At 61.0% G+C, this 11,186-nt stretch carries 14 protein-coding genes and 1 pseudogene; 6 read left to right on the top strand and 9 right to left on the bottom strand.

Features of this window, described 5'->3' with window-relative positions:
• Nucleotides 1-218: 218 nt before the first annotated feature.
• Both B2790_RS18575 and B2790_RS18570 read right to left on the bottom strand, forming a co-directional pair.
• Nucleotides 219-1,348: pseudogene (locus tag B2790_RS18575) on the bottom strand (sensor histidine kinase).
• Nucleotides 1,349-1,516: 168 nt separating this feature from the next.
• The gene (locus B2790_RS18570; RefSeq protein WP_286919447.1) at nucleotides 1,517-2,191 is read right to left on the bottom strand and encodes a polysaccharide lyase family 7 protein; all 675 of its coding nucleotides are present in this window, start codon (nucleotides 2,189-2,191) and stop codon (nucleotides 1,517-1,519) included.
• A gap of 238 nt (nucleotides 2,192-2,429) precedes the next feature.
• Between B2790_RS18570 and B2790_RS18565 the strand changes: the two genes are divergently transcribed.
• Nucleotides 2,430-2,753, top strand: coding sequence for a DUF1654 domain-containing protein (locus tag B2790_RS18565; RefSeq protein ID WP_025338682.1), 324 nt, complete (start codon nucleotides 2,430-2,432; stop codon nucleotides 2,751-2,753).
• 225 nt (nucleotides 2,754-2,978) lie between these two features.
• On the opposite strand, the gene B2790_RS18560 is transcribed toward B2790_RS18565, so the two are convergent.
• Complete coding sequence (locus tag B2790_RS18560; RefSeq protein ID WP_286919446.1) at nucleotides 2,979-3,803, bottom strand: S24 family peptidase; 825 nt, start codon at nucleotides 3,801-3,803, stop codon at nucleotides 2,979-2,981.
• Nucleotides 3,804-3,965: 162 nt separating this feature from the next.
• On the opposite strand from B2790_RS18560, the gene B2790_RS18555 reads away from it, so the two are divergent.
• Nucleotides 3,966-4,331: a chemotaxis protein gene (locus tag B2790_RS18555; RefSeq protein ID WP_075044881.1), complete on the top strand. Its 366-nt coding sequence runs from the start codon at nucleotides 3,966-3,968 to the stop codon at nucleotides 4,329-4,331.
• 65 nt (nucleotides 4,332-4,396) lie between these two features.
• The gene (locus B2790_RS18550; RefSeq protein WP_238066514.1) at nucleotides 4,397-4,882 is read left to right on the top strand and encodes a glycoside hydrolase family protein; all 486 of its coding nucleotides are present in this window, start codon (nucleotides 4,397-4,399) and stop codon (nucleotides 4,880-4,882) included.
• A gap of 73 nt (nucleotides 4,883-4,955) precedes the next feature.
• Here the strand turns inward: B2790_RS18550 and B2790_RS18545 are convergent, their stop codons facing one another.
• Together B2790_RS18545 and B2790_RS18540 are read right to left on the bottom strand one after the other, a co-directional pair.
• Entirely contained in the window at nucleotides 4,956-5,138 is a 183-nt protein-coding gene (locus B2790_RS18545) for a hypothetical protein (RefSeq protein WP_286919445.1), read from the bottom strand.
• A gap of 94 nt (nucleotides 5,139-5,232) precedes the next feature.
• Nucleotides 5,233-5,577 carry a hypothetical protein gene (locus B2790_RS18540; RefSeq protein ID WP_025338687.1) on the bottom strand — a complete coding sequence of 115 codons (345 nt, stop codon included), beginning with the start codon at nucleotides 5,575-5,577 and terminating at the stop codon, nucleotides 5,233-5,235.
• 162 nt (nucleotides 5,578-5,739) lie between these two features.
• On the opposite strand from B2790_RS18540, the gene B2790_RS18535 reads away from it, so the two are divergent.
• Nucleotides 5,740-6,561, top strand: coding sequence for a shikimate 5-dehydrogenase (locus B2790_RS18535; RefSeq protein ID WP_286919444.1), 822 nt, complete (start codon nucleotides 5,740-5,742; stop codon nucleotides 6,559-6,561).
• 126 nt (nucleotides 6,562-6,687) lie between these two features.
• On the opposite strand, the gene B2790_RS18530 is transcribed toward B2790_RS18535, so the two are convergent.
• The 3 genes from B2790_RS18530 to B2790_RS18520 all read right to left on the bottom strand — a co-directional run bounded on the left by B2790_RS18530 (nucleotide 6,688) and on the right by B2790_RS18520 (nucleotide 8,140).
• Nucleotides 6,688-6,930 carry a hypothetical protein gene (locus B2790_RS18530; RefSeq protein ID WP_286919443.1) on the bottom strand — a complete coding sequence of 81 codons (243 nt, stop codon included), beginning with the start codon at nucleotides 6,928-6,930 and terminating at the stop codon, nucleotides 6,688-6,690.
• 97 nt (nucleotides 6,931-7,027) lie between these two features.
• Nucleotides 7,028-7,555, bottom strand: coding sequence for a lactoylglutathione lyase (gene gloA, locus B2790_RS18525; RefSeq protein WP_025338689.1), 528 nt, complete (start codon nucleotides 7,553-7,555; stop codon nucleotides 7,028-7,030).
• 225 nt (nucleotides 7,556-7,780) lie between these two features.
• On the bottom strand, nucleotides 7,781-8,140 hold the full coding sequence (locus tag B2790_RS18520) for a histone-like nucleoid-structuring protein, MvaT/MvaU family (protein ID WP_015270810.1): 360 nt from the start codon (nucleotides 8,138-8,140) through the stop codon (nucleotides 7,781-7,783).
• A 361-nt stretch (nucleotides 8,141-8,501) separates the two neighbouring features.
• Between B2790_RS18520 and B2790_RS18515 the strand changes: the two genes are divergently transcribed.
• Nucleotides 8,502-9,791 carry an OprD family porin gene (locus B2790_RS18515; RefSeq protein ID WP_238066512.1) on the top strand — a complete coding sequence of 430 codons (1,290 nt, stop codon included), beginning with the start codon at nucleotides 8,502-8,504 and terminating at the stop codon, nucleotides 9,789-9,791.
• 67 nt (nucleotides 9,792-9,858) lie between these two features.
• Complete coding sequence (gene cobF / locus B2790_RS18510) at nucleotides 9,859-10,608, top strand: precorrin-6A synthase (deacetylating) (RefSeq protein WP_286919441.1); 750 nt, start codon at nucleotides 9,859-9,861, stop codon at nucleotides 10,606-10,608.
• 121 nt (nucleotides 10,609-10,729) lie between these two features.
• On the opposite strand, the gene B2790_RS18505 is transcribed toward cobF, so the two are convergent.
• Nucleotides 10,730-11,080, bottom strand: a complete 351-nt coding sequence (locus B2790_RS18505; protein ID WP_286919440.1) for a response regulator — start codon at nucleotides 11,078-11,080, stop codon at nucleotides 10,730-10,732.
• Between the last annotated feature and the right edge of the window lie 106 nt (nucleotides 11,081-11,186).

The following is an 11,186-nucleotide window of genomic DNA, read 5'->3' as shown; positions in this document are numbered from 1 at the left end:
CAGGGTGCCCCAGCTTCTTTCGTTACTCGACGTACTTACTTGCGTTTTCACACAGCCTGGGTCGAGAGCGGCCACTCGTGATTGGCAGCTTTCGACCCAAAGCAGATGCTAACCTTCCGGCGCATTTTCCTTGATCAAAACCTTTGTTATTGGTTCTTTGAGCGGTCACTTCTTTCTGACTTGGACCTGCTTGAAAGTCACCTGTCCTGTACCCATCATCACTCTGCCGAAGACAGCAGAACAACCTCGAAGGTCGTCCCTTCCTCTTCGGTCGACTCCACCTCAATTCTGCCACCGTGGTTCGCCACGATCTCCGATGCGATGAACAGGCCAAGGCCGAGCCCCGCTGCGGAGCCCCGCTCTCCGGATGAGTAGCTCGAGTATCGCCCTTCCGGCTTGAAGATGTAGGGCATCACCTCGGGTGCAATAGGCTCTCCGGAATTCTGGACGCTGACCCGTGGAGCACCATCCACCCTGGCCACCGTGACCTTGATCGGGGCTGTCGCATCGCCATGGCGCAGGGCATTGCCTATCAGGTTGGAGAAAACCTGAGAGATGCGGTCAGGGTCGAATTGCCCGGTGATGTGCGCCTGCTCATCCAGGATGATCCGCGCGTGCGGGAACGCCGTGCGCAGTTCGTCAATGACAGCCTGGCAGATGGCGTTCAGATCCATTTTCCGCAAATCCACTGGAATGCCAGTCCCCAGGTTGCAGCGGGCCAGGTCCAGCAGATCGTTGATCATGACATTTGCCCGATGTGCACTGGTACAAAGCTGGGTCGCCAGTAACTTTCCCTTTTCATCCAGCCCGGTCTGCCGCTGGATCAGCCCGCCAGCCATGAGTATCGCGCCCAAGGGCGAACGCAAATCATGACCGAGCACGGCGAGCACCATTTTCCGGGTCGCCTCGACTGCCGTTCCGTAGGCCGCGATCGACTCTGCGAGCGCCTGGTCAATCGCTTCATTGAACCGGATCATGTCCTGAACATGATGCGCGTCTGCGAACGATTCCTGGGTAAGCCAGAGTGACAGAACGCTTGCGCGCAATGCCCGGTATTCGGACACCATCTGATCCATCGAGAACCCAGCTATCAAGCGAGCAACCGCGTGGGTCTGCGCTGCGGTTTCGCTGGAACTCCTGGGGCCTCTCCCTTGTGCTTTCTCGGACTGTTGTTGCCTGCTCTGGGCGTTCTCATGTCTGCGGCCACGGTGCGGAGCAACTCCTCGGCATGATTGCGCAAGCCGATGGAGTCCTGCTTTGGCAGCTCTGTTTCAACCGAGCGGGCGTAATTTTCCCAAGCCTGGAGAATGGGTTCCATACTGCTAGCAATGAAATCGAACAGTCTCATGGGGCCTAACCCTGATCAGGAAAAAAGACATCCGAGTAGCTTAGTTCATCCGGGATACAGGAAGTTTGAGCGGCAGTCATGAGCGGCCCACCTGGAGTTCAAAGGCGATCCCGATGAAACCTGCGTTGGGGGGCAGGGGCATCGGGATGTCTTACCGGCTGCCTGGGTTCAGGCATGGGTCAGCGAGAGGTCGCTGATGATGCAGATCGAGCCGTCATCGGCGGGCGTGGTATCGGTGTAGTCCACCTGGTTGTAGACCCCGCCGTGGAACTCGAATAGCTGTGTAGCCCAGGTGCTGTCGAACTGCAGATCGCCGGACGTACCGCTCACGCCATTGCACTTGGCCGTAACGTTGACCACGCCTGCTGCGGTGGCATGGATGCTCACCTCGAACTTTGCCCCCAGCGGTACCCCCTTGAGCACCGTCGAGTTGATCGGGTCAGTCTGGTTGTAGGTCCGCCGAAAACCCAGGGTGATGTCGCCCTTTTTCCAGAACACCTTCATGGGCGGGCTGTCGTCCCCGTAGACGTGCATCTGCGCGATGACCACCTTCTGCGCCCAGTTGACCTTGGTCAGCGTCATTTCCTGGCGATTCCAGTGATGTGGGGCACCGCCCAAGGTCCAGTATTTCGGCTCCGACCACTCGCAGCGGGTCCTGCGGGTGCTTTTGCTCGAAGCGCCTTTGGTGGGGGCAGACAACTGGACCGAACCATCGCTGAGCACTGTCACGTAGTTCGGGTACAGGGCAATCGCTTCGCTGCCGGTGAGTTCGACCGCTACGGTGCTGATCGACGATTCGACTACCGGAACGGCGAGGGTGAGGTTGCGGATATCTACGCTCATGGGGAGAACTCCTGAATGAAAATGACGGTGGGTGCCGCAGCAGCACGGTGGCGGCTGCTGGAATGAAATTTAGCCTTACGCTAAATCATCGTCAATAGCCCATGGCTAAAATTATTTCGCCGGGCGACAAATTACCTGTTGGCGAAAATTTTCCACATCGGGGGCTTTACGCTTGATTTGGCGGTGAGATAAGCTTTCCTTGAATACTGTACAAATATACAGCTGTCAGGATAAGAATATGTCTAAGCCCTTGAAGTCGACGCCCCATCAGCGCCAGGAAATGACCGGAATAGAGCGGCTGAGCTTGCGGGTATCAGCGATGATCAACCACCCGCTCGCGCAGACGCAGCGCTGGGTGACGGTGCATCGCCTGGATACCGACGGTGATGCCGAGTGGGAGGAGGTGATGGGCCTGCTGGCCGAGACGCCCGAGCTGGAACTGACCTTCAACGACGACGAGAGCGTGACGGTGCGCTGGGAGCGCGGCAGCGTGGAGGAGCGCGACGACTTTATCGTCGAGCAGGACAGCGAGCAGCAGGTCGAGGAGGCGGCACCTTTCTGAAGGTCAGAAAGAGCCTGCGGGGCAGCGTAATACTGTTCACTCAAGTCTGATGTGACATCGATTGGGGCTTCCTTGCAGCCCTTCGCGGGCAAGCCCGCTCCCACAGGAATGTGCATTCCTTGAGGCCTGCATCGTACTTGTGGGAGCGGGCTTGCCCGCGAAGGGCCGCAAGGCGGCCCCAGTTGCGCGAATGGACAGCATTACGCTGGGGTGGTGGCCTTCGCTTTACACAAGGTGTGCATTCCACACCAGCAGCACCCTGGCCTGGATGTAGGTCTCTTCCCGGCGAATCATGCGGTCCTTGTGCCGCGAGTTGTCGGAAATCATCTCGAAATGGTCTTCGTCGGCAATCTGCAATCGCTTGATGTAGATGTGGTCGCCCCAGGAGAAGAAGTAGATTCCATCACCGACGAACTCGCGGATGCTGACGTCCACGATCAGCGGGTCGCGGTGCTTGATGGTCGGTTCCATCGACTGGCCCCAGCCGGTCACCATCTTCAGGTGGTGGTGCTCGCTGAACTCCACGCCAAGCTCGCGCAGGTGGCTTGGGCTGACGCGAACATCCTTGAACATCTCGGGGTAGTCGTGGGGGATCTGCCCGCCGCCCATGGCCGCACGGACGTCGTAGTGGGCAATCCATACTTCGTCGCCCACCAGTCCTGGCCGAACAAGTTCAGCCGCCACCAGCGTCGAGTCTGCCGGCTCCTCGGCGGCGGCCAGCAGCCTTTGCCGGGTTTCTTCGGGGATGCCCTTGCCGCTTCTGGCAAGCATCTGCTTGACCAGATCGGCCGCGGAAAGCTTGCTGTCGACAGCCTCGGCCGGCGACTGCGCCTGGTCGCCCGCTGCCATCGCGTCGAACCACCCCCGTGGCAAGCCTTCGATGCCCTCGATTCGGCGGGCCACGTCATCGCCCAGGTTCTTCGCTGTCTTGTCCGAAAGGATCTGGCTCAGGTGCGCAGGCGCCATCCCCCAGCGCTCTGCGCAGGATCCCTTCCTCTGGCTGCCGATCAGCTTGACCAGGTTGTGCTTGCGAATTTCGTAGATGTCCATGGGGCGAAGCATGCCAGTGTTTAGCTCGCTGCTAAATATGCTCAAGGCTAAATTTCTCTTGTCATGTTATTAGCTGTAGGCTAAATTAAATGCGCAAGCAAGGAAAGCCACCGAGAAGCTGTTCTCCAGGCTTACGACATCACCATCCGTTATGAGGTTTTCATGGACCCGACTGACCTCGGCCCAGGCACCATCACCTGGCTGGGCGGAACAGGCACCGTGTTGCTGGGTGCATTCCTCTGGCTGCGCAAGTGGCTGTCCAGGGATGCGGCTGACCGTGCCATGGACAACGCTGATATTGGCGTGGTCCGGCGCCTGAACGAGCTGCTCGATATCGAGCGTGACGCCCGAAGAGAAGCGCAGGCCAGGGCCGATCAGTTTGCAAAGGAACGCAATGAACTGGTGATCACTGTAGGGCGCCTGGAAGGCAAGATCGAAGCGCTGACCAGTCGGGGCGGCCATCCTCCCCGGCAGGTCACCGTCCAGGGCGAGGGGATCGCCCGCCTGCGCGGGAAGCAGGGTGAGTGAGGCGGCCCGCAAGACAAATTCTGTTTATGCCCATGCGTATGGGCCTTTTTCTGTATGGAGACAACATGGCTCGATTGGATTCTGCCGCTGCCGGCGGCGCGAACGTGCTCGCATTCCTGGACATGCTGGCCTGGTCCGAGGGTACCTCGACCATCGCTGCCAGTGACGATGGCTACAACGTCCTGGTCGGCGGCCAACTGTTCAATGACTACAGCGGGCACCCGAGGCAGAAGGTGTGGTTGCCCAGCTACGGCATCCACAGCTCCGCTGCGGGGCGGTACCAGATTCTGGCTGGTACCTGGGATGCCATCGTGAGCACTTATGGCTTCAATGGCCGCTTTACCCCTGAGGCCCAGGACCTGGCGGCAATCAAGTTGCTGAGCGAGTGCGGCGCGTTGGCGCTGATCAAGGCCGGCCGCATTGCCCAGGCGATCGCCAAGGCCGCGCCGATCTGGGCCAGCCTGCCTGGCGCGGGCTACGGTCAGCGCGAGCACCAGCTGGCCGCGTTGTTGGCAATGTTCATAGCCTGCAGCGGGGAGGTGCAGGCGTAACGCCCAGGCAAAAAAAGACCCGCCAGGTAGGCGGGCCAGAAGGGCGTAGGGAGCAACGCACAACAAATACGGGTCAGGCGACCAAGGTGCCTGGTTGCAACTGTTCGACCAGGGCCTGAGCCGAGGCGCGGGTCGGCATCGGGCCGCTTACGGCTTCGCCGTTGCGCACCAGGTACCAGCATGCCAGCAGGCCCTGCTGACGCAGCGAAGCGGGGACGGCACTGCCGACGACGGACATGATCTGGATAGTGGCCATGTGGACCTCCTGTAAAACATGGCCCTACCTTACGCAGCAGCCGGGGCGGTTTGAAATTAACTTCCTCGATAGTGGTCATTGGTTCTATCAACATTTACCACCGCGGCGGGCCGTAATACACCGGTGGCGGACCGTAGTAGGTGCGATAGCCCGGGGGCGGTGGTGCTGGCACGTAGTACGGCTGGTAGTACACCGGCGGTGGCGGTGGTTGCACGTAGACCGGTGGCGGCCCGTAGTAGACCGGTTGGCGCTCGACGTACACGGTACGGTCACGCCCGCCATAAACCGTCGCCCCGACCACGGCGCCAACCACGGCCGCACCCAGCAGCGGGCCGGGGCCATACCAACCGCCATGGCCATGGCCGCCATGGGCGACAGCGGGCGCGCTGATGGCCAGGGCACCGACCAGCAGGGCGATTCCGGGAATGTGACGGTTCATGAAGAAACCCTCGCAAGGACACCCCAGGTGTGGGGTCCTATTACTATGACTCCACTCTTCGTCAGCTGAGCACGGGGGAACGGTAAAGGTTGTGTAAGGGACGACCAGCGGTTACCTCTGTTACGCTGAACAAACGTTTCAGTTATGACAAAGGAGCAGGTTATGTCGACAACTCCCAGCAGAGACACCGTGCTGTGCATCTCCCTGGCGGGCCGCCCCGGCACCTTCGGGGTACGGTTCCACAACCACCTGTACCAGCAGCTTGGCCTGGACTTCTACTACAAGGCCATGCGCACCGATGACCTGCCGGCGGCGGTGGCGGGCATCCGTGCCTTGGGTATCCGCGGTTGCGGGGTATCGATGCCGTACAAGGAGGCCTGCATGGCCCTGGTCGACGAGATCGACCCATCGGCTGCGGCCATCGAGTCGGTCAATACCCTGGTCAATAGCAATGGTCACCTGAAGGCCTACAACACCGATTACCTGGCCGTGCGCCAATTGCTGGCGCAGCACCAGGTCGACCCGACCACGGCGTTTGCCTTGCGCGGTAGTGGCGGCATGGCCAAGGCGGTAGCCAGTGCCTTGCGCGATGCCGGGTTCGCCGAAGGCATCATCGTTGCGCGCAACGAGCAGGCGGGGCGGCAGCTGGCAGATGTGTGCGGTTATCGCTGGGTGGCGGAGCTGGGCGACCTGTGCCCACCCATGCTGGTGAACGTGACGCCGATCGGCATGGCGGGCGGGCCCGAGGCCGAGGAGTTGGCGTTTTCCGAGAACGCCATCGCCGCGGCGGCGCGGGTGTTCGACGTGGTGGCGATGCCGGAAAGCACACCGTTGATCCGACGGGCGCGGGCGTTGGATAAGCCGGTGATCACCGGGCTGGAGGTGATTGCGCTGCAGGCGCTGGAGCAGTTCGTGCTTTACACCGGGGTGCGACCCACCTTGGCGCAGGTGGAGGCGGCGGTGGCGTACGCCCGGGATATCTGAATACTCCTGTGCCGGCCCTTTCGCGGGCTTGCCCGCTCCCACAGGGACCTCACAGGATCTGAAATCTGTGCAGTACCTGTGGGAGCGGGCAAGCCCGCGAAAGGGCCGGCACAAGCATAAACAAGGTCAAAATACCTTTTGCCCCTCATCCAGCTGCTGGTCGACCAGCGCTCGGCCATGGGCCAGCGACACATGCTGTGCGTTCTCGAGGTCGGAGAAGAACTTCATCGGCATCGACATGCGCCTGCTGGTGTGCCCGTCGGGGTCGGTGATCAGGCACCCGGCGGCGTAGGGCAGGGGGGAATCGGGGTGGGGCATCACGCTGGCGGTGATGGTGTGCTTGCGATATTCACAGTGAAGAGATTGCATCGTCCTTACCTCGCTGTGGCATGTGAAGCAGTTACCTTCATATACCACAGCAAGGGGCCGGGAGTTCCCGGCCCGACGAGCGAGCCGAGATGAACGCTCAGCCTTTGAGCTCGGTCGGCTGGATGACTTCGACCCAGTAACCGTCCGGGTCCTTGACGAAGGCCAGGTGGTTCATGCGCCCGTCTTGCAGGCGCTTCTGGAACGGTACGTCCAGTGCCTCGAAGCGTGCGCAGGCGGCGCGTACGTCCGGTACCGAGATGCAGATGTGGCCAAAGCCGCGTGGGTCGGTGTTGCCGTTGTGGTAGGCAAACTCGGCATCGTTTTCGGTGCCGTGGTTGTGGGTCAGCTCCAGCACGCCCGGGATCGACTTCATCCACTGGTGGCGTTCGCTGTCATCGGCCGGGATCTGCGCCGGGTCGACCAAGGCCAGGAAGTACAGGCTGAAGGCGGCTTCGGGGAAGTCGCGCTTGTCCACCAGGCGGAAGCCCAGCACGCGGGTATAGAAGTCCAGGGACTTCTCGATGTCCTTGACCCGCAGCATGGTGTGGTTGAAGACGAACTGGGCGGTGGCGGCGTCCGGTTGGGCGGTGACGCCAGGCAGGGTTTGCAGATCATGCAGGCTCATGGGAACTCCTGAGACGGGGCCGGGCGCAGGGCGCCGGCAAAACAGACAGGCCGGCCATGATACGGCAGTGTGCCGATTGCGCAAATGAAAGCGCCCTGCACGAGGCAGGGCGCTGGAATTAGAGGCCCGCATGTGCGGGCGCGTGATGGAGTCGCTAGTCCTTTAGCTGTCTCGATACTGAGCCAGCCCTTGTGAAAAAAGTGTGAAGTACGTGTGGACGTTTCATCAGCGTACCCAGCTTTCTACCGTGGCGGCTCCGTATTGTTCTTTCCAGGCCTTGAGCCCACGGTGGTTGCCGCCTTTGGTCTCGATCCGCTCGCCGGTGTGCGGGTTGGTGTAAACCTTCACCACGCGCGCGCGGCGCTGTTGCTTGGGCGCTGCACTGGAAACCCGGGCCACTGCTTTCGGGTCGAGGATGGCGATGATATCGCGCAGGCTCTTGTCGTAGCTTTTCATCAGGCCGACTAGTTTCTGCTCGAATTCGATTTCGCGTTTGAGGCCGGCATCCTTTTTCAACGCTTCCAGTTGCGCCATCTGTTCCTGGAGCGCTTTTTCGGCAGCACGAAACTCTGCAAGTCTGGACACTGTAATCACTCCTGTACGTCGGTCGTGGCAGGGCGTGACGAACATTGAAGAAGAATAAAAACGCCGGCCACGCGGGTGGGTTCCGCTGTTCGCTGATATCGAGTGTAGTCATTCATGGGTACTGGGTAAACTGCAAACTTTTTGTAAGTAAGCCGGGAACTTTCCTAGTTTTGCGCGCGGTATTGTCCGGTTTTTTCGCGGTTGCCTTGCGGTGCGCTTAGACCATGGTCCAATGGCCCGTGCCAGAGCCTTCGCGCGATAATTTCAGATGATGGCCGGCTATTGTTCGGCCCCCTCGCAGTACCGTGGCCAGCACGTGCCACAGGTTGTTTACTCGCCTTGATTCTGGATGTTTTCTCCCATGTTTGCCCCTTTTCCCATCGCCCCCGGGCGTCGTGTTGCCGGCTTGTTCCTGTTGTGTGCCGGCGTCAATGCCCAGGCCGCCGGTTTTCTTGAAGACAGCAGTGCTAAGGTCGAAGCACGCAATGTCTATTTCAACCGGGATTTCCGTGACGGCCACAGCAGTTCCAGCCAGGGTGCGTCCAAACGCGAAGAATGGGCACAAGGTTTCATCCTCAATGTGCAGTCGGGTTACACGCAGGGGCCGGTAGGTTTTGGCGTGGATGCGCTGGGCATGTTCGGCTTCAAACTTGACTCCAGCCCGGCAGACAGCAACAGCGGCCTGTTGCCGTCTTCCGGCCATGACCCACGGCACTCGGCGGACCAGTACGCGAAGATGGGCCTGGCGGCCAAGGTCAAGGTTTCCAATACCGTGCTCAAGTACGGTTCGATGATGCCGGATGTGCCGCTGCTCAAGTACAACGATGGCCGCCTGCTGCCGACCATGTTCCATGGCGCCATGCTCACCTCCGAAGAAGTGCGCGACCTGAAGTTCACCCTGGCCCGTCTGGACAAGTACACCGCACGGGATTCCACCGACCGTCAGGACATTCGCGTGCATTGCAAGAACAAGCGCTATGCCTGCGATATCGAGGCTGACCACTTTGACCTGGCCGGTGTCGATTACCGTTTCAACGAGCGCTTCAGCGCCCAGTACCAGGTGGCCAAGCTGGAGAACATCTACCGTCAGCACTTCCTCGGCCTGGTGGCCAGCCAGCCATTGGCGGTGGGCAGCCTGTCGGCAGACCTGCGCTTGATCAAGAGTGACGACATCGGCAATGCCCGCGCCGGCGAAATCGACCATCGCGCGTTCAGCGGCATGCTCGGCTACAGCCTGGGTGGCCACAAGCTCAGTGCCGGCTGGCAACGCATGTATGGCGACAGTGCCATGCCATACCTGGATGGCACCAACCCGTACCTGGTCAACTATGCCCAGGTCAACGACTTCGCCGCCGCCCAGGAACGTTCCTGGCAGGTGCGTTATGACTATGACTTCAAGGCCCTGGGCGTGCCCGGCCTGACCTTCTTCACCCGTTACATCAACGGTGACAATATCAAGGTGCCGGGCAGCACGGCCGAAGGCAAAGAGTGGGAACGCGACACCGAGTTCAAGTACCAGGTGCAAAGTGGCACGTTCAAGGACGTCAGTGTGCGCCTGCGTAATTCCACTTACCGCAGCAACTATGAAAAGTGGGCGCGTGACATGGACGAGACACGGGTCATTGTCAGCTACAACTTCTCCATCTTCTGACGGGGCGCTTTGCCAAATACCGGCAGCCACCTGACAATGGCTGCTGGTTCCCGCAAAGGGCAGGGCAATGAAAGACCTGTTGTTGATAGGCATCGGCCCGGGTGACCCGCGCCAGGTCACCTACGAGGCGGTCGATGCGCTGCGCCAGGCCAGCGTGTTCTTCGTGCTCGACAAGGGCGGCGACAAGGACGAACTGGTGCACCTGCGCAAGGCCATCCTGCAACGCTACCGGCCCGAGGGCGGCTACCGCCTGGTGCAGGTGGCCGACCCTGCACGCGATGGCCAGGCCGATGACTACCTGGACGCGGTGCAGGACTGGCACCGGCAGCGTGCGGTGCTGTATGCCCAACTGATCGAGCGGGAGATAGGTATTGGGGAAACCGGCGCCTTTCTGCTGTGGGGCGAGCCGACGCTGTACGACAGCACCCTGCGCATCCTTGGCCTGGTCCGCGAGCGTGGTGTGGCGCTGCGCCTGCAGGTCATTCCGGGCATCAGCAGCGTGCAGGCGTTGGCGGCGCGCCATCAGGTGCCGCTCAACCGCATCGGTGAGCCGTTGACCGTATTGCCAGGGCGGCGCCTGGCCGGGCAGGGGCAGATCGACAATGTGCTGGTGATGCTGGACGGGCAGTGCGCGTTTGCCCGGCTCGATGACCCGGCGTTGATGATCTACTGGGGCGCGTACCTGGGGACCGCGGATGAGGTGCTGATTGCCGGGCCGTTGCAGGCGGTGAAGGCGCAGATAATGGAAGTGCGTGAGCGGGAGCGGGCGCGCAAGGGGTGGATCATGGATAGCTACCTGTTGCGCAGGGAGCTGTAGTCAGCTGCAGCCTGTGCCGGCCTCTTCGCGGGCTCGCCCGCTCCCACAGGTACAGCGCCAGCTTTGGGGCCGCGCGTTCCCTGTGGGAGCGGGCAAGCCCGCGAAGCAGGCGACACCGATTTCAAGGGTTACCCAGAATGGCCTGCACCTTCTCCCGCAACTGGTCGATGCTGAACGGCTTGCCGATGAGGTGCATGCCCTCCGGTACATCGACGCTTTCGGCATAGCCACTGGCGAACAGCACGGGCAACAGCGGCCGCAGTTCGCGCGCCTTGACCGCCAACTCTTCGCCACGCATGTCCGGCAGCCCCACATCGGTCATCATCAGCGCCAGTGCCTGGTTCGGGTCCTCGAGAATGCGCAGCGCCGCGTTGGCATGCTCCGCTTCGATGACGGTGTAGCCCAACTCGTCGAGCACTTCGACCATCAGCATGCGTACGATGTCGTCGTCTTCGACTACCAGAAGGTGCATGGTTGCGATCCTGTGCAGAATGAATGTCTTTAATCTGTGCTCCGGATGGCAGCAGAAGTTCCCGGAGGATACCGGTCCGTGCAATCAGATGGAACGATTGGCGCAC

This window comes from Pseudomonas sp. UBA6753, assembly GCF_002453565.1.
In the GTDB taxonomy this organism is placed as follows: domain Bacteria; phylum Pseudomonadota; class Gammaproteobacteria; order Pseudomonadales; family Pseudomonadaceae; genus Aquipseudomonas; species Aquipseudomonas putida_Z.
Note: the sequence above shows the minus strand (reverse complement) of the source record. Positions and strands in the feature narration are given on the sequence as shown.

What these genes read in the sequence shown, in the direction of transcription:
- B2790_RS18545 (WP_286919445.1), bottom strand. Translation starts at nt 5,138, where the DNA reads ATGGCCACTATCCAGATCATGTCCGTCGTCGGCAGTGCCGTCCCCGCT.
- B2790_RS18505 (WP_286919440.1), bottom strand. Translation starts at nt 11,080, where the DNA reads ATGCACCTTCTGGTAGTCGAAGACGACGACATCGTACGCATGCTGATG.
- B2790_RS18530 (WP_286919443.1), bottom strand. Translation starts at nt 6,930, where the DNA reads ATGCAATCTCTTCACTGTGAATATCGCAAGCACACCATCACCGCCAGC.
- B2790_RS18570 (WP_286919447.1), bottom strand. Translation starts at nt 2,191, where the DNA reads ATGAGCGTAGATATCCGCAACCTCACCCTCGCCGTTCCGGTAGTCGAA.
- B2790_RS18535 (WP_286919444.1), top strand. Translation starts at nt 5,740, where the DNA reads ATGTCGACAACTCCCAGCAGAGACACCGTGCTGTGCATCTCCCTGGCG.
- gloA (WP_025338689.1), bottom strand. Translation starts at nt 7,555, where the DNA reads ATGAGCCTGCATGATCTGCAAACCCTGCCTGGCGTCACCGCCCAACCG.
- B2790_RS18540 (WP_025338687.1), bottom strand. Translation starts at nt 5,577, where the DNA reads ATGAACCGTCACATTCCCGGAATCGCCCTGCTGGTCGGTGCCCTGGCC.
- cobF (WP_286919441.1), top strand. Translation starts at nt 9,859, where the DNA reads ATGAAAGACCTGTTGTTGATAGGCATCGGCCCGGGTGACCCGCGCCAG.
- B2790_RS18560 (WP_286919446.1), bottom strand. Translation starts at nt 3,803, where the DNA reads ATGGACATCTACGAAATTCGCAAGCACAACCTGGTCAAGCTGATCGGC.
- B2790_RS18550 (WP_238066514.1), top strand. Translation starts at nt 4,397, where the DNA reads ATGGCTCGATTGGATTCTGCCGCTGCCGGCGGCGCGAACGTGCTCGCA.
- B2790_RS18515 (WP_238066512.1), top strand. Translation starts at nt 8,502, where the DNA reads ATGTTTGCCCCTTTTCCCATCGCCCCCGGGCGTCGTGTTGCCGGCTTG.
- B2790_RS18555 (WP_075044881.1), top strand. Translation starts at nt 3,966, where the DNA reads ATGGACCCGACTGACCTCGGCCCAGGCACCATCACCTGGCTGGGCGGA.
- B2790_RS18565 (WP_025338682.1), top strand. Translation starts at nt 2,430, where the DNA reads ATGTCTAAGCCCTTGAAGTCGACGCCCCATCAGCGCCAGGAAATGACC.